General features: G+C 33.0%; 17 protein-coding genes, 6 pseudogenes and 1 riboswitch. Of the genes and pseudogenes, 20 read left to right on the top strand and 3 right to left on the bottom strand.

Features of this window, described 5'->3' with window-relative positions; all coding sequences use genetic code 11:
• Positions 1-244: 244 nt before the first annotated feature.
• On the top strand, positions 245-694 hold the full coding sequence (locus tag CP370_RS04225) for a hypothetical protein (protein ID WP_087712973.1): 450 nt from the start codon (positions 245-247) through the stop codon (positions 692-694).
• A 67-nt stretch (positions 695-761) separates the two neighbouring features.
• Here CP370_RS04225 and CP370_RS04220 read toward each other — a convergent pair whose 3' ends face one another.
• Positions 762-1,094 carry a putative quinol monooxygenase gene (locus CP370_RS04220; protein ID WP_087712974.1) on the bottom strand — a complete coding sequence of 111 codons (333 nt, stop codon included), beginning with the start codon at positions 1,092-1,094 and terminating at the stop codon, positions 762-764.
• Positions 1,095-1,227: 133 nt separating this feature from the next.
• A complete protein-coding gene (tpx, locus tag CP370_RS04215) occupies positions 1,228-1,722 on the bottom strand; it encodes a thiol peroxidase (RefSeq protein WP_087285066.1) in 495 nt (164 codons plus the stop codon).
• 156 nt (positions 1,723-1,878) lie between these two features.
• Here tpx and CP370_RS04210 point away from each other — a divergent pair.
• The 12 genes and pseudogenes from CP370_RS04210 (at position 1,879) to CP370_RS04160 (ending at position 9,393) form a co-directional block, all read left to right on the top strand.
• A pseudogene (locus CP370_RS04210) lies at positions 1,879-2,308 on the top strand (cupin domain-containing protein).
• A 156-nt stretch (positions 2,309-2,464) separates the two neighbouring features.
• A riboswitch (M-box (ykoK) riboswitch) is annotated at positions 2,465-2,632 on the top strand.
• A gap of 78 nt (positions 2,633-2,710) precedes the next feature.
• A pseudogene (locus CP370_RS04205) lies at positions 2,711-3,249 on the top strand (cation-transporting P-type ATPase); the annotation flags it as partial.
• Positions 3,236-3,451 (top strand): hypothetical protein, encoded by a 216-nt coding sequence (locus CP370_RS09970; RefSeq protein WP_223658225.1) that lies wholly within the window; start codon positions 3,236-3,238, stop codon positions 3,449-3,451. The pseudogene CP370_RS04205 and the gene CP370_RS09970, both read left to right, overlap by 14 nt.
• 8 nt (positions 3,452-3,459) lie before the next feature.
• Entirely contained in the window at positions 3,460-3,702 is a 243-nt protein-coding gene (locus tag CP370_RS04200; protein ID WP_223658227.1) for a hypothetical protein, read from the top strand.
• Positions 3,703-3,969: 267 nt separating this feature from the next.
• On the top strand, positions 3,970-4,461 hold the full coding sequence (locus CP370_RS04195) for a GNAT family N-acetyltransferase (protein ID WP_087712975.1): 492 nt from the start codon (positions 3,970-3,972) through the stop codon (positions 4,459-4,461).
• A 1-nt stretch (position 4,462) separates the two neighbouring features.
• Entirely contained in the window at positions 4,463-5,119 is a 657-nt protein-coding gene (locus CP370_RS04190) for an HI_0552 family protein (RefSeq protein WP_087712976.1), read from the top strand.
• A gap of 78 nt (positions 5,120-5,197) precedes the next feature.
• Positions 5,198-6,460 carry a replication-associated recombination protein A gene (locus CP370_RS04185; protein WP_087712977.1) on the top strand — a complete coding sequence of 421 codons (1,263 nt, stop codon included), beginning with the start codon at positions 5,198-5,200 and terminating at the stop codon, positions 6,458-6,460.
• A 54-nt stretch (positions 6,461-6,514) separates the two neighbouring features.
• Positions 6,515-6,625, top strand: a pseudogene (locus CP370_RS04180) (amidohydrolase); the annotation flags it as partial.
• 33 nt (positions 6,626-6,658) lie between these two features.
• The gene (locus CP370_RS04175) at positions 6,659-6,889 is read left to right on the top strand and encodes a hypothetical protein (RefSeq protein WP_012846180.1); all 231 of its coding nucleotides are present in this window, start codon (positions 6,659-6,661) and stop codon (positions 6,887-6,889) included.
• A gap of 129 nt (positions 6,890-7,018) precedes the next feature.
• Positions 7,019-7,764, top strand: a pseudogene (locus tag CP370_RS04170) (Bax inhibitor-1 family protein).
• Between the two features lie 18 nt (positions 7,765-7,782).
• Positions 7,783-8,645 (top strand): annotated as a pseudogene (locus CP370_RS04165) (aldo/keto reductase).
• A 133-nt stretch (positions 8,646-8,778) separates the two neighbouring features.
• A complete protein-coding gene (locus tag CP370_RS04160) occupies positions 8,779-9,393 on the top strand; it encodes a sugar O-acetyltransferase (protein WP_087712978.1) in 615 nt (204 codons plus the stop codon).
• Positions 9,394-9,496: 103 nt separating this feature from the next.
• Here CP370_RS04160 and plsY read toward each other — a convergent pair whose 3' ends face one another.
• Positions 9,497-10,153: a glycerol-3-phosphate 1-O-acyltransferase PlsY gene (gene plsY / locus CP370_RS04155; RefSeq protein WP_087712979.1), complete on the bottom strand. Its 657-nt coding sequence runs from the start codon at positions 10,151-10,153 to the stop codon at positions 9,497-9,499.
• Positions 10,154-10,252: 99 nt separating this feature from the next.
• On the opposite strand from plsY, the gene parE reads away from it, so the two are divergent.
• The 7 genes and pseudogenes from parE to CP370_RS04120 all read left to right on the top strand — a co-directional run bounded on the left by parE (position 10,253) and on the right by CP370_RS04120 (position 20,110).
• Positions 10,253-12,211, top strand: coding sequence for a DNA topoisomerase IV subunit B (gene parE / locus CP370_RS04150; protein ID WP_087712980.1), 1,959 nt, complete (start codon positions 10,253-10,255; stop codon positions 12,209-12,211).
• 16 nt (positions 12,212-12,227) lie between these two features.
• Positions 12,228-14,708, top strand: a complete 2,481-nt coding sequence (parC, locus tag CP370_RS04145) for a DNA topoisomerase IV subunit A (RefSeq protein WP_087712981.1) — start codon at positions 12,228-12,230, stop codon at positions 14,706-14,708.
• Between the two features lie 239 nt (positions 14,709-14,947).
• Positions 14,948-15,777 (top strand): annotated as a pseudogene (locus tag CP370_RS04140) (LysR family transcriptional regulator).
• A gap of 118 nt (positions 15,778-15,895) precedes the next feature.
• Positions 15,896-16,831 carry a manganese-dependent inorganic pyrophosphatase gene (locus CP370_RS04135; protein ID WP_004894829.1) on the top strand — a complete coding sequence of 312 codons (936 nt, stop codon included), beginning with the start codon at positions 15,896-15,898 and terminating at the stop codon, positions 16,829-16,831.
• 70 nt (positions 16,832-16,901) lie between these two features.
• A complete protein-coding gene (recQ, locus tag CP370_RS04130; protein WP_087712982.1) occupies positions 16,902-18,698 on the top strand; it encodes a DNA helicase RecQ in 1,797 nt (598 codons plus the stop codon).
• 61 nt (positions 18,699-18,759) lie between these two features.
• Positions 18,760-19,347, top strand: coding sequence for a peptidylprolyl isomerase (locus CP370_RS04125; RefSeq protein ID WP_004894833.1), 588 nt, complete (start codon positions 18,760-18,762; stop codon positions 19,345-19,347).
• 67 nt (positions 19,348-19,414) lie between these two features.
• Positions 19,415-20,110, top strand: coding sequence for a YoaK family protein (locus CP370_RS04120; RefSeq protein WP_012846167.1), 696 nt, complete (start codon positions 19,415-19,417; stop codon positions 20,108-20,110).
• Positions 20,111-20,980 lie beyond the last annotated feature (870 nt).

Below are 20,980 nucleotides of genomic sequence, written 5' to 3'. Positions count from 1 at the left end.
TCAATCCTTAGTCGCTTAATATTAATAAAGTGTCCAATTTTTGTGGGTCACTACAAATTGTAGTGACCCTCGAAATTCGGACACGAATTTCGGGGGGTTCTTATAACCAAATTATCTAAAGAAGCTAAAAAGTATTATATTGGGGCCTATATATTTTTCATCCTTATTAATTAGTTAAAATTGCTGAATAATTTTGTATAATAAAGTGGCAATTCAGTAAAGTTTGAGAGGATGGAAGCATAGTATGGAAAAGTTAAAAGCAATTCAATTTAATTTTGAAAATTGTGAGTCTGAGCAAATTCCAATTGAGTATATTCCTTATTTCAATTTTAAAAATGTATATACTAACTTAAGCCATCGCTGGGACCATGAAGAAGATAGTGATGTCCTTGAAACAGGCCTTGAATGTGATGGGTTTACTATGATTGCTGACTGGGATAGAGTAAATACCATTGAAACCTGGGAAGAATATAATTTAGCTGACCGGATTGCTAAATTCCATGATTTAGTTGATGTAGATTTGATTTTTAAATCTGGAAAAACTAAAAATATTTATATGCCATGGGAAGATACGAACTGTGGTGAATCTAACGCTTTAATGATTGTTCTAAAGTCTGATTCTAGTTTCTATGTTACTAATAGTAAGTTCAACAATAGTACATTTTTAGAAGTTTATATAGAGAAAAAGGCGTAAGCCAATATCTTTTTTAGATGTTAGGTATACGCCTTTTTGTTAGTCTTTGAATATAATTAAAACTCTATTATTTTCTAATAAATTTTTGATCACTACTTGGAACACCATTTTTATCAGAAATGTAACGCTCTACACGCATATGAAGATCATACTTATTACGTAGATCGGCTAATTCTTGCATCATTTGTGAAGCGTGGTGAGCATCAAGAGATTCTTGGTTTTTCCAGCTATCAATTAGAAGAATAGTTTCAGGATCATCTAATGGTATAAAGTACTTATATTTTTCATTTCCTGGTTCTTTTCGAATACGATCGGCTACACCACTACTTTCCATTTCTTCAGCAAATTTCCGTGCACTTCCATTTTTACCGGTATAGTAAAGATTAACTGTTAATGACATATCTAATTCTCCTTAATTATTCGTAGTAGTTCTTTAACCATTTTATATTAAATTTTAATCAAGAAAAAAGTGTTTACCATCAAGACTTTAAAATCGGGTAAACACTTTTTCTATAAACTGATTTTGATAAACATTAATGCAATTGTTTTAGTTCATTTAATACTGCATCATAGTTTGGCTCATGTGTAATTTCATCAACTAATTCACGGTATAGAATTTTACCATTAGGATCAAGGACCCAAACAGAACGAGCAAGAATACCGGATTCAGGAATTAATAAGCCAGTTGCCTTACCAAATGACAAACTTTTATCAGACATCAATTGCATATTTTTAACATCTTCGGCGGCACACCAAGTTTGCTGGTCTTCAACAGTATTAGTTGAAATAGTCAAAAAGTTAATTTCTGGAAATTTATCCATTGTTTTATTAAAAGTTTTGGTTTGAATACTGCAAACAGAAGTATTAATATCTGGTACTACACTAATTAAACTAAATTTACCTAATAAATCGGACTTAGTGAATTCTTGATTGTTCTTATTTAGTACTGTAAAGTTTGGCATTTCTTCTCCAACTGCTGGAGGAGTACCTATTAATTTAACTTCTTTACCTTTAAAAGTGATTTTCATAAGTTATACCCTCTCTTTCTTCTTATTATCTTAAATATAGCAAATTATAGACATTATCTTAAATATTTAGCCTAGGTAGTAAAAGACCATACCTTAAATGCATAGATATCTAGTAGAAATAACTATTTTTAATTTATAAAGGGTAGATATAAAATAATAGATGGGAGAAATAGAGGGGTTTACGGAGGAAAAAATGAAGAAGAAGTAAAAAACAGTGTCTCTGGCTTTGGTAAATATAACGATGCATACGCAAAATACTTTCAAGGAAAGAGTTTTTAACTTCAAGTAAAGAGGCAAAAACTGGTGTCAGCAATGTCAGTTTTGAGCCTGGATGACGCAACGATTGGCACTGCACTCAATTCCTCAAATCATAATTGCCGTTGCAGGTGAAGGTTGGTATCAAGAAGAAGGTAAACCGGCACAAAAAATGGTTCCTGGGGATGTCGTGATTGTTAATCCTAATACAAAACACTGGCATGGTGCTACCAAGGACTCATGGTTTGCTCATGTAGCAGTAATGGTCGGAGAGGGTAAAACTACATGGCTTGAGCCAGTTTCTGATGAAGAATATGACAAGTTAGGTTAAATTTATAAAGTTTCATAATTAATAAATTGATGTGTATAAAAAGTTAAGTGCTAATGGTAGTGCTTAACTTTTTTAGTAAACTTTATAATTTCTTTAAAGATGGTTGAGGAATAAATAATAGTCGTTTAGGCTATAGTCGTTAATTAAATAAAGAAGCAAATAAACTGTTAGGTGAGACTCCTACGTAAATATATGCTGATGCCCAGGAACATCCAGAGATGCCAACGGGTCAAACAGGAACTGTCGAGTTAAGGCTTTTCCCAGTCAGCTAGTTAAAAAAACTTTACGTTACGTAGTGTTAAAACTGAACGACGAGTATTAAATCGCTATTATAAGACCAATGCAGTTTTTACGTTGGTCTTTTTGTTTATTTGCCGATTTTTTAGAGGGGGAGAGATTACTATGTTAAAATTCAACTCTAAAAATCGTGTAGTAACTGATGCGACTTTAGCTAAGCAAATTGCTGGAAAAGAAAAGAGTGAAGTATTAAAGCAATTAGATACGTCAATTAATGGGTTAAACCCTGCGCAAGCAAAAAAGCGTTTAGAGCGCGATGGGTTAAATGAAGTATCAAATAAAGAGTGTCATCCAAAATTGCATTTTTTATTTGATGCTTTCATGACTCCATTTACAGGAGTATTACTGTTTTTAGCTCTTTTATCTTTTTTGACTAACTATCTTTTTGTTCCTACAGATCAAAAAGATCTCAGTACAGTCATTATTATGATTACAATCTAAAGATGTTGTAGTCGGTGATATCATCAATCTAACTGCTGGAGATTTAGTGCCAGCAGATCTATATTTATTAAAAGTAGGATCTCTTTTGTTCAGCAAGTTCATTAAACGGTGAATCTAGTCCTGTTGAAAAACTAGCAGATAAAAAGCCAAAGGAAAATGATAACTATCTAGATTATCCGAATATTTTATATGAAAGAAGAAATTCTTGATTGGAAGAAAGGTAAGTTCACGCCTGAAGTTAATCATAAAGAAATTTATCCGCGCACTAAAAAGCCAATCCCTATTTCTGTGGCTACAGGTGGAAGTATAGAATCGACTATTCGAACTGCAGAGTTAGGGTTGCCAATTGTCTATGCAATTATTGGTGGCGATCCGCTGCACTTTAAACCATATATAAAAGGGTAGCAGAAAAAATGAGTAGTGATTTAACTACGATGCCAATTGCAGCACATTATTGGGGCTGGCTGAATCAAGATAAAGAAAAGGTTATTAAAGATTATTTTTATCCTACAAAATTGTTAGTTGATCAAATTAGTACGGAAAGACCACAATGGAACGGGATGACATATGAACAATATCTTGAAGCAGTCGGAAAAAATGGAGCAATTTTTGTTGATGATAGTGAAACTGTTGCTAATAAGATCATTAAAGTATAGAAGAACTTGGATTGACACGTTTACACGTTTCTACCTCCACTTGCTAATTGCCTCAATGCTGCATAAAGATATCATGAATGCAATTAGAATTTACGGATAAGAAGTTGGGCCGAAGGTGAAGACATATTTTAAAAAAAGACTGAGCAAGATCGTCTTAAATTAAAGTGGAAGAATTAAATAGAGAGTAATAATATAGGTTTCAAGAGTCTAGATGACTTTTGAAATCTTTTTACTTTTAGAGATAAACATAAGGAGGAATGATCTATTATGATTATTCGCACCGTAACAATGGAAGATTTAAACGACATAGTAGAACTAGAATCTGACGCGTTTAAGATGACTAAAAAGCAAACTGAACAAGATATGATTGCTAGAATTGAGAATTATCCTGATACCTTTTTAGTTGCGCAAGAGGATGGAAAAGTGATTGGTCATATTTTTGGTCCCGCTTTTAATAAACGCTATATTGAAGATGAATTATATTTTAAAAATCATCCTAATCGAAAAACTGATCACTATCAAATGGTCTTAAGTTTGGCAGTTTTGCCTGAATACCGCAAACAAAGCGTAGCGACAAAATTAATTGAAGCATTAGCGCAAGAGGCCATAAAGCAAAATCGTCAAGCTATATCTTTAACTTGTTTACCGAAATTGATTAAATTTTATGAAAAACGTGGTTTTCATAATGAAGGCGAAACTAGTGACGATATTCCAGATCCAACTGGTGTTACTAGTGTAAATATGGTAAGGACTTTATAAAATGACAGAGTTAACTGAAGAAATGTATGCAATTTTTGATCGGAATGAATTTTCTTTAAAAAAATTGAAGCAGCAATATTCTGAAGATGAATTAGCGCAAGTAAAAACAGATTTTAAAGAAGTTTGGCAGACCTGGAAAGAGGTAAACTCAAATGTTTATCAAAAATTACCACAAGATAAATTTGCTAAAGTTCATGTCGAAAGCTGGACAAATGGTTGGAACTTACGCGATCATTATTGGGCATCTTTTCGCTTAAATACTATGGCTGATAAAAGTCCATGCATCGGCGTGATGCTTGATAAAAAACAATTACAAGTTTATTTAATGTTTCAGCATTATAAGAGTGAAAAACGTGGCGATAATCCGGAACAATATAATGAATTACTCGCCGATATTCCAACTTGGGCCAAGAATCGCAAAATTAATAATTGGTACTTATGGGATAAAAATGAGATGGAATTTGCTGATCATTTATCTTTGAGTGAATATTTAGCAGATACAAAAAAGCAAAACCTATTTAATGAAGAAGCCGTTAAAACTAGTTTCTTGCTTGGAAAGTTTGCTTTTAGAAATCAAGATCAAGTTAAGGATATGGAAGAGTTTATTTTGAACGGGATTGAGCAGTTATTGCCACTATATGGAAAGTTAGAATGCTAGATAAGTTTGTCTAAAACAAGCAACTGTGCTAATAATTAGGTAAGATTATAATTTACTATAAGTAAGCGAGTGAATTTTATGCCAATAAGAAAGCTATTAGCAGATTTAATTAGACCCAAGGATTTATCACATTTTGTAGGACAAAAAGATTTAATTAAAGAAGGCCAACCTCTTTATCAAATTATTAAAAATCATGTTCCAATTTCGCTCTTATTATGGGGACCGCCTGGAACAGGAAAAACAAGTCTAGCGCAAATTATCGCTCGAGAGTATGACTATCCGCTGGCCACTTTCAATGCTTCGACTGATAATAAAGCAAAGCTGATGCAAATCATTAATACTTATCCATACCAATCGTTTGTTCTACTAATTGATGAAATTCATCGCATGACGACAACATTGCAGGATTATCTTCTGCCTTATTTAGAGAGTGGAAAAGTTCTTTTAATTGGGGCAACTACTGAAAATCCGATTATGTCAATTGTTCCTGCTGTCCGCTCACGTTGTCAGATTTTTGAATTTGAGACTTTAGACGATAATGATATTAGTCAGGTTTTAATCCGAGCTTTACAAGAAGTATTCCATTTAGCTGAAAAACAAATAGATAAAGAGGCAATTAACATTATTGCTCGTTCAGCAGATGGAGATTTGCGTGTAGCATTAAATTTATTAGAGACTATTCATGCAGTTAATGGAGAAGAGATTTCAGTTAAAAATGTTAAGGAATTTATTAAAGGTCAACATTTTGCTTATGACAGAAAAGCAACTAAGCATTATGACTATTTAGCAGCTTATTCAGATTCAATGGCTGGGTTCGATACTGATGCAGCCTTGTATTATCTTACCGTCTTACTTAAAAACGGAGATCTACCGTCAGTAGTACGGCGTTTGCGAGAAATTCCATACACATACGTTGGCTTAGCCAATCCAGAACAAGTAACGCAAATAGTAGTTGCAGCTAATCAAGCAGAAAAAATAGGGATGCCAAAAGCAAAATATCCTTTGATGTTTGCAACTATGTTAATGTGTTTGTCCCCTAAGTCAGGTGCTTTTGATGAAATTTGGAAAAAGCTTGATAAAGATACTACTCATCCTAATGAGCATCCCATGCCACGTGGATTACGAGATATGCATTACAAACATTCAGAAGAAATAACTGGTGGTGGGTTAATAGACAATCCATTTACACAACCATTTCAAATTGCAAAACAAAATTACATGCCGAAAGGTCTTGAAGGTAAAAGATATTACTTTGCAAAAGATAATGTTAATGAGAAAAAGCTCGAACAACAATATTTGAAACTTCATAAATATATTTATGGTAAGGAATATGGAGAGTAGGTCATTTTAATAATTATGCTAAAATGAAGGTGAAAGAGAAAAGAAGGTGATATGATGAAAATAGATGTATTTGCACATATTTTAACACCTGATTTTTATCAGACTATGTTAAAAATCGATGCTACAATTCCACAAAAATATCCTTTTATAAAGATAGAAACTCTTGCTTGAGAGACAATAAGGAAGAGAGTGAGTATTATGACTGCAAATGAAAAAATTATCGCACTAATTAAGCCTGAATATTTAAATAAAATACCTAAAATATTTCGTAAACACGCAACTGAAAATACTTGTAAATTAATTGCGAGGGAGCATCCCGATTTATATAAAGCTTTTGAAGAAGAAACTAGTGCAGAAGAAAAAGAAGAAATGAAAAAAATAGTAAACGGTATTTTCGAAGAACGAATGAAAAAACATAAAATGTTGTAAAAGCAATCTTCAGCAATTCTTGCTGTTGATCGCTTTTTTTGTGCATAAAATAATAGTTCATATTTCTGTTCATCCTTACTAAGTGATACATTAAAAGTGAAAGAATATAGGTAGATTGGAGGATTTAATATGTATGATTTTGATCAAGAACCAGAGCGGCGACACTTATTTGACGAATCTTGACTAAATAGCTTTTTAAGTAAAATTTACGGTTATATGGCTCTTGCAGTTTTTGTATCTGCTCTGAGCGCTTACTTAACGATGACTGTATTTGCTAGACAAATGGTTTCTTTAATGGTTCATCATCCATGGACGATGTGGCTTTTATTATTAATTCCGATTGTTCTAATATTTGCAATTAATTTTCAAGCTACGAGAAATCCAGTAGCAAGTTTTATTTTATTGATGATTACAGAGATTGTTTATGGAGTAACTTTTGCTTTTATTGCAGGCACATATACTGGGCAAGATATTGCTTCTGCCTTTGTCGCATCTGCAACGATCTTCGTTGTAATGGCCATTTTAGGTACGGTTACTAAAAAGATTTGAGTAGGTGGGGCTCATATGCTTCGGCCGCATTAATTGGTTTAATTGTAGCGATGTTGATCAACATGTTTTTAAAGAGTTCAGCAGCTAATTACATCTTTTCATTCATCGCAGTTATTATCTTCACTGTTTTAACTGCTTGGGATGCACAAAGAATGAAGAACATCTATTTACAATTTGGCGGAGAAGTTTCTACAAATGTACTAGCTGTTATGGGAGCTCTTCAGTTATATCTAGACTTTGTTAACCTATTTTTGGCTCAAATGATAATAATAATTAAAAACAGTGTTTATTGCATTTTTAGACTTAGAATGAAGGAGAATGAGTAGAAAAGGGAGGACTTATAAATGACAGAAGTTCCAACAATTACATTAAATAATGGCAATAAAATGCTTTACTTGGTTTAGGCGTCTTCCAAATACCAGATCATGAAAAAGCAAGACAAACAGTTGAGATGGCGTTAGCTAATGATTATCGGATGATTGATACTGCGGAAGTATATGAAAATTAAATTGCTGTAGGTGAAGCAATTGCAGAAAGTGCAGTTAATAGAGATGATATCTTCTTGACTACAAAAATTTGGGTTTCAAACATGTCATTTGAAAAAGCTACTAAAGCAATTGATCATGACTTAAAATAATTAGGAACGGATTATTTAGACTTAGTATTACTCCACCAACCATATGGCGATACATTCGGTGCTTGGAACGCTTTAGCTGCTGCTAAGCGCGCTGGTAAAGTTCGTTCAATTGGTCTATCGAACTTTTATCCTGATCAATACATGAACTTAGAGCTTGCTCATGAAGATAAGCCAGCAATTAATCAAATTGAAATTAATCCATGGTTCCAACAAACTAACGATGTTAAATTCTTCCAAGGAAGAGATGTAGCTGTAGAAGCTTGGGCTAAATTTGCAGAAGGAAAACATGATATTTTCAATAACAAGACATTGAAAGAAATTGCTGAAGCTCACCACAAGACTACTGCTCAAGTTATTTTGCGTTGGCTTACCCAACAAGATATTGTTGTTATTCCAAAATCTGTTCATGAAAAACGTCAAAAAGAAAATCTTGATATTTTTGACTTTGAATTAACTAAGGATGAAATGGATAAGATTAAAGGATTAGATAAGGGCGTAAGTCAATTCTTTGACGCAGTAATTGATGATATTTTCGGCGAAAGTCTAAAGCAATTACGTGATTCAGAATAGCCAGTAATATTAATCTAATAGAAATAGATAGAAGTATTATTTATGTTTCTATCTATTTTTTATTCACTATAATTCCAATACCAAATATGATATTGTAAAGATATTAAAAGGCATAAGAAAGTAAGGTGTAAAAATGGAAGAAAATACTAAAAATATGCTAGCAGGATTACCTTATCGTCCAGGCACAGAAGAATTAAGAGAAATCTCAACAAAAGCGCATCGCTTAAGCCGTGACTATAATCAAACAGCAGATGAAGATAAGGAAGTAAGAAAAGCAATTATCGATAATTTATTTCCAGATCATGGAGAAGGAGTTTACCTTCAAGGACCAATTGAAGTAGATTACGGTAAATTTACAAAATTAGGTAAAAACTTTTATGCTAACTTTAATTTGACTATTTTAGATACTTGTCCAGTTACTATTGGAGACAATGTAATGTGTGGTCCCAATACTTCATTAGTAACGCCTCTGCATCCCTTATTGCCAGAGCAAAGAAATGCGCGTCTGCAAGCAGATGGTAAGATAGCAGATATCGAATATGGCGCACCAATTACAATTGGCGATAATTGCTGGTTAGCTAGTAATGTAACTGTTTGTCCGGGAGTAACGATTGGAAACAATTGCGTTATTGGTGCTGGCAGTGTAGTTACAAAAGATATTCCAGATAATTCTTTGGTTTTAGGTGTTCCAGGCCGAGTAGTTAGAAAAATCACTGAGAAAGACCGCCTAGATACTTATCCATATTAATTAGGTGCTAAAATCGCATCTTGCGAACATTTGTTCAAATGAAGTATAATACTTATGAAAAAAAGACTGTTGAGGATTTTACCTAAACAGTCTTTTGTTCTGATTATTTATTTTTAGCATTCTTTTTTAGCAATCCATGAGACTTTTTGTACCAATACCATAGGCCAAAAGGAACGATATTTTCTTCATGGTTAATTAGGCGCTTGATATTGGAGCGGTGTCTTACAAAGAGCAAGATCATCATAATTCCTGTAATAATTGTAAGAAAGATATCATGAAACCAGAAGGAACAAATGAAGATGATAACTATTGAAACCAAGCTTGATAAACTTACATAGGAGGTAATAAATAGCATTGGTAAAAATACTAAGGCACATAGTCCAAAGAACTTTAAATTGTAACCAAGAAAGACGCCGGCGCTAGTTGCTACCGCTTTTCCTCCCTTAAACTTTAGAAAGATGGAAAAAGTGTGGCCTAAAATGGCACAGACACCAGCAATTAGTAATAAATACTTTGGTCCCTTTAGATGGAAAATTAATGGTAAATCTGTTGCAAGTGTCCCTTTTAATACATCAATGACTAAAACTGCACTGCCTGCTACAGGTCCCATTACTCTAAATGAATTGGTTGTACCAATATTCCCTGATCCAAAGTTTCTTATATCTTCATGAAAAAATATCTTTCCGACTAACACACCTGTGGGAAGGGATCCAATCAAGTATGCTAAAATAAAAATTAGTAAATAATTCAACGTAGACATTCACTTTTCAACCCCATTTAAAATCTAAAGCTATTTTAACAAAGATTATAATAGCTGTGGGGTTGATTTTGATTGTCTGTTAAAAATGGAGGCATTTATTTGGCTAAAGCAAATAAAACTACCAGTTCATATGATGATTCTTCGATTCAGATTCTTCATGGGCTAGAGGCAGTAAGAAAACGTCCAGGAATGTATATCGGTTCAACTGATCGGCATGGGTTAAATCATTTGATTTATGAAATCGTCGATAATTCAGTTGACGAAGCAATGGCTGGTTATGGTCAAGAAATCAATGTAACTATTCATAAAGATAATTCAGTTACAGTTCAAGATTTTGGGCGTGGGATGCCAACAGGAATGCATGAATCAGGAATTCCAACTATTGAAGTTATTCTTACTGTGTTACATGCAGGTGGTAAGTTTACCGAAAAGAATTATCAAACTTCTGGTGGTTTACATGGAGTAGGTTCTTCTGTTGTAAATGCATTATCTTCTTACTTAAAAGTAAGAGTAGTCAGAGACGGTCAAGCATATGAAGAAGAATTTGAAAATGGTGGTCATCCAATTGGTACGCTTAAACATTTAGGCAAGACTAAAGATAAAAATGGTACTACTATTACTTTTAAACCAGATCCAACTATTTTTTCTACTACCACATATAATTACGAAACCATTCAAGAAAGAATTCGTGAGTCAGCTTTTCTATTAAAGGGTGTTAAGTTCACACTAACTGATGAACGAGAACCAGAACATCATGATGAGTTTCTATATGAAGATGGAATTAAGTCATTTGTATCTTATTTAAACGAAGACAAAGATACAATGGGAGATGTTTTTTACTTTTCTGGTAAACAAAATGGAATTGAAGTTGAATTTTCAGGCCAATACAATGATGGATATTCCGAAAACTTTGTTTCATTTGTAAATAATGTTCGTACAGCTGATGGTGGTAGTCATGAAGCTGGAGCACGTAGTGGTTTTACAAAGGCTTTTAATGATTACGCTAAAAAGCAAGGGTTATTAAAGAATAAGGATAAAGGTCTAGAAGGTAGCGATTATCGTGAAGGCTTAAGTGCAGTATTATCTGTTAAGATTCCAGAAGAATTACTAGAATTTGAAGGACAGACTAAAGGAAAACTTGGAACTCCGCAAGCTAGAAGTGTTGTAGACAGCATTGTTTATGAACAGCTTTCATACTATTTAATGGAAAACGGAGAATTTGCTCAAAGCTTAGTTCAGAAAGCACAAAAAGCAAGGGATGCACGTGAAGCTGCTAAAAAGGCCAGAGATGAAAGCAGAAGTGGCAAAAAGAGACGAAAGAAGGAGATTCTTTCAGGAAAATTAACCCCTGCTCAATCACGTAATCCAAAGAAAAATGAGTTATTCCTAGTCGAAGGGGACTCAGCTGGTGGTTCCGCAAAACAAGGAAGAGATAGAAAGTTCCAAGCTATTTTGCCATTACGAGGCAAGGTCTTAAATACGCAAAAAGCTAAGTTACAAGATATCTTTAAAAATGAAGAAATCAATACCATGATCCATACTATTGGTGCAGGGGTTGGATCAGATTTTCAGATTAAGGATGCAAATTACGATAAAATCATCATCATGACAGATGCGGATACTGATGGTGCCCATATTCAAATTTTGCTTTTAACTTTCTTTTACAGATATATGCGCCCAATGGTTGAAGCGGGTCGTGTGTATATTGCTCTGCCTCCTTTATACAAATTACAAAAAGGTAACGGAGCAAAAGCAAAAATTAAATATGCTTGGACTGATGAAGAATTGAGCGAAGACTCTAAAGACATGGGTAAGGGTTTTGCTTTGCAGCGTTTCAAAGGTTTAGGTGAAATGAATGCTGATCAATTATGGGAAACAACTATGAATCCTGAAACTCGTACCTTAATTAGAGTTAAGATTGACGATGCTCAACTTGCTGAAAAGCGTGTAACAACCTTAATGGGAGATAAAGTGGCTCCTAGAAGAAAATGGATTGATGAAAACGTTAAATTCCGTATGGGTGAAGACGGATCAATTCTAGAAACAAGTAGAGATTAAGAGGTTATATTTTTAAATGACACAAACAAATGAAAGAATTAGGGAATTACCTCTTGAAGAAGTTATGGGTGAAAGATTTGGACGATATTCAAAATATATTATCCAAGAACGTGCTCTCCCAGATATTCGAGATGGCTTAAAACCAGTTCAACGTCGTATTCTGTATGCGATGTATAAAGATAATAATACATATGATAAGCCTTATAAGAAGGCGGCAAAAGCTGTCGGTAATGTTATGGGTAACTTTCACCCTCATGGTGACAGTTCTATTTATGGGGCTTTGGTTCACTTATCGCAAGATTGGAAAATGCGTGAACCGTTAATTGAAATGCACGGTAATAATGGATCAATGGATGGGGATGGTCCAGCAGCCATGCGTTACACCGAATCTCGTTTAAGTAAAATTTCTAATTTACTTTTACAAGATATTGATAAAGAAACTGTTCAAATGATTTTGAACTTTGATGATACAGAGTATGAACCAACAGTTTTACCGGCTCACTTTCCTAACTTATTAGTTAATGGATCAACAGGTATCTCAGCTGGATATGCAACTGAAATTCCACCTCATAATCTTGCTGAAGTTATTGAAGCAGCTGTTTACCTACTAAAGCATCCTGATGCTACAACAGATGATTTGATGAAATTTGTTAAGGGACCTGATTTTCCAACAGGTGGCATTGTCCTAGGAACTAAGGGCATTAAAGAGGCCTATGAAACTGGTCGTGGAAGAATTCAAGTTAGGTCTAAGACTACAATTCAAGAAATTAAAGGACATCGTCAGCAAATCGTTGTAACCGAAGTACCTTTCGGCGTAAATAAAGCAATGATGGTTAAGAAAATTGACGAAATCCGTTTAAATAAGGAAATTGACGGTATTTCAGAAGTAAGAGATGAAACTGATCGTCACGGTCTTTCAATTGTAATCGAACTTAAAAAGGGTGCTGATAGTCAAAACATCTTGAACTATCTATTTAAAAACACTGACTTACAAGTTTCATACAATTTCAATATGGTTGCTATTGATCGTATGACTCCCGTACAAGTTGGATTAAAGCGTATTTTATCTTCCTACTTAGCACATAAAAAAGATGTTGTAACTAAGAGAACAGAATTTGATTTAAAGAAGGCTAAACAGCGTCTAGAAATAGTTGAAGGTCTTATTCATGCCTTAGATATTTTAGATCAAGTAATCAAAACTATTAGATCTTCTAAAGATAAAAAAGATGCTAAAAAGAATTTAATTGCTAAGTATGATTTCACTACTAATCAAGCGGAAGCTATAGTTTCTTTGCAGTTATACCGTTTAACTAATACTGATGTTAACCAACTTAAAAAGGAACAAGCAGATTTAAATAAAAAAATCGAAAAGTTCAATGAAATATTAAGTGATAATAAGGTTCTTGAAAGAGTTGTAGTTAAAGAATTAAATGCGGTAAAAAGAGAATTTGGTTCACCAAGAAGAACAGAAATTACTGCTAAAGCAGCTAAAATTGAAATTAATGAAAAAGCTCTAGTAGCTGATGAAGATGTACGAGTATTAGTAAGTAAAGACGGCTATTTGAAGCGGTCATCTCTCCGTTCATTTCAATCAACCGATGATGAAGATAATGGATTGCCTGCTGGTGATAAGATTGTGTTTGAAAAAACAATGTCTACCTTGGATAACCTTTATATTTTTACTAATAAAGGAAACCTAATTTATCGTCCAGTACATGAATTAATTGAAACAAAATGGAAAGAAACAGGTCAGCACCTGTCTCAAGAAATTGGTCTTGATAGTGATGAAGAAATTATTCGGGTGTTTGAAGTTAATGATTTAAAGGCCAATTTAAACTTTTTGATTGCTACTAACAATGGATATATTAAACAAGTTACATTGGCAGATTTACAACCTACTAGAACATATAAGTCTCGTGCAATTACTGCTATTAAGCTTAAGAGTAATGACAGTAAAGTTGTCCGTATTGATCAAGTGCAACCTGATAGTAAAGAAGAAATTACTCTAATTACTAATCAAGCATATGCAGTAAGATTTGATATTAGTGAGATACCTACATCTGGCTCAAAAGCAGTTGGTGTTAAATCCGTTAACCTTAAAGATGATGACTACATAGTAAATTATGTTTTAGCTGATCCTAAATATATTGATTTAATTAAGGTTGGAATCATCACTCAACGGGGAGCCTTTAAGCAACTCAAACTTAACCTTATAAATAAAGTTACGCGTGCAAAACGAGGTGTCCTTGTACTACGTGAACTTAAGACTAAGCCTCATCGAATTATGGCAATCAGTAGTTATGGTGAAAATCATATTCTCCATCTGAATACTTCTAGTAATCGTCATATTGAGCTTAATACTTCTGAATTCCCATTGGGCGATCGCTATTCAAATGGATCTTTTGTACTAGACCCAATGACAGATGGGACTCCTGTCTCATTAACGCTTGGTCAGCCAATCGCAGATGGAAGAGATAAAACTGAAGATTTATTTTAATTAGTTAAAAACTAAGGATAATGATTTAACTGTTATCCTTAGTTTTTTTATTAAAATAAGAATTATAGGAAAATAGTATGCATTTTATACAAAATTTTTTATTATTGGCACAGGCGTTATTATAAAAAGCGTGAGATGAATATTAAGCTTTAATAAAGGACTATCAGAAAATAATTAGTTGTATTTAAAAATCTTATTCATTAGCTATTATTTCAGATTTATATAAGAGGTATTCAATTATTAAAACAAATACTGATGCGGTTTTATCCGCGAAATCGTTACGTTACTTTCTTCAATTAATTGATAATATGAGTTATACGCAAGCAGCTCAAATTTTAGGTATTACTCAGCCGGTTTTAACGCAACAAATTAAAAAAACTTGAACGAGCAGTTGGGTCACCATTATTTGGCCAAATGGGCAAATAATTATATTTAGCTGATGCTGGCCTAAAGATGGAAGAGGCAGCAAAAGCACTATTTTCAAGAGTTAATAATGCTGTAGACAGTATTCAGCAATACACTAAATCAGATACCGGAACTATTTCTTTAGGAATATTATCTACTATTTAAGCAAGAGTAATTGATCAATTCTTAGTTAAATTCAACCATAAATATCCTGATATAACATTACATGTGGGTTTCTAATAATAGGACAGAGCTTTGGGATAGACTAGATAATAATCAATTAGATTTAGCAGTTCTTTACATGCCAGATCATAATTCAACTGTGAAGAACATGAAACAGTATATGGCAAAACAAATTAGTGAGTTTCCAAATAATGAACTAAATACTACGGTAACCTTTACTGCTTCGTATCAATTAATCAAATTTGCTGAACAAACTGACTATAATACCTATGTCTCCAAGAGTTTTTATAAGGCACACAAGGCTGAAATTGCATTATCTCCAGTAAAGACAAAGAGTGAGACAAACTTTGAAAGCTGTTTTATTTATCGTAAAAATAAGAGTGAAATACCTAGACTAGTCAATTTCCTAAAAGAGTGGGATAAGTTTATTGAAGAGAAAGATTATGATAGTAGACTAGAGGATATTAAAGTTAATATTTAGTTTTAAGGCATTCTTTTTATAGCAAAAGGATGCCTTTTTAATGCGTGATAGATTTGCTTAAGTTTAACTTTTAATCTAAAATAATTAGGTAGATATAATTTTAAAGGAGCTCTATATAATGGCAAAAGAATTGATTTTTGGTCACCAAAATCCTGATACAGATGCAATCGGAACAGCAATTGCATACTCATACTTACAAAATAAGTTAGGTTACGATACCGAAGCTGTTGCTTTAGGTGAAGCTAATGATGAAACTAAGTATGCTTTAAATAAGTTTGGTTTTACTGCACCTCGTGTTATTAAAACTGCTTCAAATGAAGTTGATGCAGTAATGCTTGTTGACCATAACGAACCTCAACAAAGTGTTTCTGACATTGATAAGGTTAAAGTAACTCATGTAGTTGATCACCACCGTATTATGAACTTCAATACTGCTGATCCTTTATACTACCGTGCAGCTCCAGTTGGTTGTACCAGTACCATTATGTGGCAAATGTACAACGAAAAAGAAATTGAAATTCCACAAGATATTGCAGGAATTATGCTTTCAGCTATTATCTCAGATACTTTACTCTTAAAGTCACCAACTACTACTGACCAAGATAAAGAAGCTGTTGTATCTTTAGCAAATATTGCTGGTGTTGACTACAAAGAATACGGTCTTAAGATGCTTAAAGCTGGTACTAATATTGCTGACAAGTCAGAAGAAGACCTAATTGATTTAGATGCTAAGAGTTTTGAATTAAACGGTAGCAACGTTCGTGTAGCACAAATTAACGTTGTTGATTTACCAGAAGCCTTAGAACGTAAAGACGCTTTCTTAAAGGCTATGGATGAAGCTTCTAAGCGTGAAGGTTACGATATGTTTATGCTTTTAATTACCAACATTCTTGACTCAGATTCAGAAGCTTTAGTAGTAGGTAGTGATGAATCAAAAGCTAAATTTGAAAAAGCATTTAACGCTAAATTATCAGATTCAGAAGTTAAATTACCAGGCGTTGTTTCAAGAAAGAAACAAGTTGTTCCTCCATTAACTAACGCTTTTGAAGCTTAATTATTTGGTTTAATTTAGAAAAAGACAGGTATGATCCTTTCATACTTGTTTTTTTATTTAGTAGAGGAAAATGAAATCATCAATAGAAGTACTAAATAATGTTTTTGGTTATACAACTTTTCGTCCTGGACAAGAGCGAGTTATTGAGCAAGTTCTTAAAGGAAGAAATGTTTTAGCTGTAATGCCAACTGGAGCAGGAAAGTCAATGTGTTATCAGATACCAGCATTGGTTAACCCTGGTGTAACATTGGTAATATCTCCTTTAATTTCCTTAATGAAGGATCAGATAGACTCTCTAAAACAAAATGGCATTAATGCTGCTGCCTTAAATTCAGCAACTCCTCAAGAAGAAGTAAATCCAATCTTGAGACAAGCCTATGAAGGGAAAATAAAACTTTTATACATAACTCCTGAGCGGTTAGCAATGGATTATTTTCGCTATCAATTAAACTTTTTGGATATTTCTTTAGTTGCAGTAGATGAAGCCCACTGTATTTCTCAATGGGGACATGACTTTAGACCTGCGTACCGCCAAATTATGGAGGGAGTAAAGTCAATTAAAAGCCAGCCTAATATTTTAGCTTTAACAGCAACGGCAACCCCTTCAGTGCAGAAAGATATTGCAGATCAATTAAAGATTCCGGCTGAAAATTATGTTATTACTTCGTTTGCAAGACCAAATTTGAGCTTCAAGGTAGTAGATAATCCTAAAAATACTAACTTATATCTTTTAGATTATATTAAAAAGCATCCCAATCAATCAGGGATTGTGTATGCGAGTACAAGAAAAAATGTTGAAGAGTTGACTGACTATTTAGCTCAAAATGGAATTTTAACAGCGAGTTATCATGCTGGGCTATCTAATAAAGAAAGAGCTGATGTACAAGATGCCTTTCAATTCGATAAGGTACAAGTGATTGTTGCAACAAATGCCTTTGGTATGGGAATTGATAAAAGAAATGTTCGATTTGTAATTCACGCTAATAGTACTCCAAATTTAGAATCATATTATCAAGAAGCCGGGAGAGCAGGCAGAGACGGAGAACCATGTGAAGGAATATTAATTTATCATCCGAAAGATATTAGACTATATCGTTGGTTTATTGAACAATCTGATTTAGATGATGAATACCAAAAAATTCAATATCAGAAATTAGCTGCAATTACTAAGTACGTCAATACAACGGAATGTTTACAACAATTTATCGTCAGATATTTTGGTCAGACTTGCTCTCCATGTGGCAAATGTTCTAATTGTTTGGGAACATTTATTGAAAAAGATATTACTGCAGAAAGCAAAAAAATTATTTCAACAATTTATGAACTTGATGGACGCTTTGGCAAAAATGTAGTTGCCGATGTAGTTACAGGTGCCAATAATCAGCGCATGCGAGAAATTCGGGCATCTAATTTTAAAAATTATGGTAGTTTGAAGTTAGGGAAGAGGGTTGCCTTAGACTTAATTAATTATCTAATCAGTCATAACTACTTGGAGTTAACGGATACTCAATATCCTGTAGTTCATGTAACTAATTTAGGATGGGACGTTTTAGATGATAAAAAGCAAGTAAGTCAAAAAATTTCAAAAAATATCATAAAATCAATACAACTTACTAATCAAATTTCAGAAAAGGAAAATAACCTATTCTTGCGTTTAAAGGAAACACGCTTAGAGTTAGCTAAAGAGCAGGGAATACCAGCATTTTATATTTTCTCTGATAAATCATTAAGAGATATGGCACTTCAAAAACCTAAAACAAAAACAGACTTTTTGAATATTTCAGGTGTTGGTCAAGCAAAATTAAAAGCATATGGGCAAATTATGCTTGATACTATTAGGAAATATTTGAAAGAAGAAATAGATTAATGAAGTGTCTAGTAATAAATAGTAGAATAGACTAGAACAGATTAAAAATAGGAGGACTAAAATGGAATATCCACAATTAGACCTGGAAAATGTAAAAGGTCCAAAAGCAGTAATTAAAACTAATCATGGAGATATTAAAGTTCAATTATTTGAAAAAGATGCTCCAATGACTGTAGAAAATTTCGTTCGTTTAGCTAAAAAGGGTTACTATGATAATACTACTTTTCATCGTGTAATTAGTGACTTTATGATCCAAGGTGGTGATCCAAAGGGTGACGGTACTGGCGGTGAAAGTATCTGGGGACATCCTTTTGAAGATGAGTTTTCAAATAAACTCTTTAACTTACGTGGTGCACTTTCCATGGCTAATTCTGGTCCTAATACTAATGGTAGTCAATTCTTTATTGTTCAAAATAAGAATGTGCCTAAACGAATGATTAAGGAAATGGATGCAGCTGGCTATCCAAAAGAAATTGTAAAAGCATATAAACAGGGTGGAACCCCATGGTTAGATGGTCGTCATACAGTTTTTGGTCAAGTAATTGATGGTATGGATGTCGTTGATGAAATTGCAAAGGTTCCACGGGATAAGGCAAATGATAAGCCTAAAGAAGATGTAATTATTAAGAACATTCAGATTGAAGATTAATTCAGTTAAAAACATGGTCTACCTTGATCATGTTTTTAATTTGGGCTTATAACATAGGGGTTTAAATATGAATATATTTACTAATGATAAGTATCGGCCATCAGAATCACGTATTTTAGCTACATCCTTAACTTTTTCAGCTGGTTTTATTGATGCTTATACTTATATTCAACGAGGACATACTTTATCTGCAGGTCAAACAGGAAATATTATCTTCTTTGCTTCAGCATTTGCTGATCACAATATAGCTGGTATGTTAAATAGAGCAACTACATTTATTGCATTTACTTTAGGGTTATTACTGGTAGGTCTTTTTCATAAATACGTTAAAAGTAATTATTGGCGGGTATTTTGTCTATTTCCAATTTTACTTATTTGCTTAGGAGTAGGCTTTGTTCCTAAAACTGTCCCGAATTATTATGTCGTGCCCGTAATTGCCTTTGGACTGGCTGTTCAAAATGCTTCCTTTAGTAAGATCGAAGGTATGGGGTATAATAATGCATTTACAACTGGTAATTTAAAAAAATCTGTCGTTGCCTGGAGTGCATATTTCTTTGGTGAAGATAAATCTCAGCATAATGCAGCTGTTAACTATATGTTTTTAGTTATTGCTTTTGCACTTGGTGCTATTGTGTCAGCATTACTTCAAAAAGTATTTTTCTTAAAAACTATATGGTTTGCAGTATTACTTCTGGGAACTATTAATGTTGTTTATACAATTTCATTAAGTAAACGGAAAAAATTAAATTTTAAAAATGACTAGTCGTTAAAATTTTTAGTACATGTTTAAAAATCTCACTAGATTGAACCATTGAATCCGCAGTTCTATCTAGTGAGATTTTTTATTTAGAAAAAATAAGTGGTAAGAATTAGAGAAAAGGAGCTAATAAATCATAAAAGCATAAATTCGTATAATATATATTATGTAAAGTAGCATATAAAAAGTATAGAATATATCAAAAGTACCTTGTTCATATGAATTATGTTTTAGGCAGTTAAATCTTTATCAACATATCTAAAATAATTTTTCTGAGTTAATTAGATTCTTACCGACTAAAAAATATAAGTTAAGGATTTTTATTTTGAATCTTCATTGTAAGCTTAAATAAAAATTTTTATAGCTATGTCTATCTCTTATCTATAACTTTGTGATGCTGTGACGGCCATTCTATGGCTTTTAAAATAATTATTGGTTAGCAGTTAATCATTTGATTTAAATTTTCTGCTATATGTTCTATGCTAAATGTTTGATATTGCTAGAGCTTATTTGTGGATTTAAGCTAGTTGTACAAGTAATAAGTATTCTCAGATAAAAGCTTAGATAGGATAAGTATTTTATCTTGAACTTATGATATTTTGAAAATAATTGAAATATAAGAGATTGCTAGATTTCATAGTTCTTACTGAATATGATCATGGTAATACATAGAGTAATAAATTAGGACAATATTACTCCTAGCTGGGGCAATAATACATGATTTTTCATTAAAATCACCTTTCATTAAAACAATAATTTTAATGAAAGGTGTAGATGTATATCCTATAAAATATAGCTTTTTTAATTCATTCAAATTGATCTATTTTTTCTTTTAAAGTTAACTTTAAAAATTTGTTTTGCTCCCAACAGCTACAA

Source organism: Lactobacillus sp. UMNPBX19 (genome assembly GCF_002553805.1).
GTDB lineage: Bacteria > Bacillota > Bacilli > Lactobacillales > Lactobacillaceae > Lactobacillus.
This window is presented reverse-complemented; position numbering and strand designations above follow the sequence as displayed.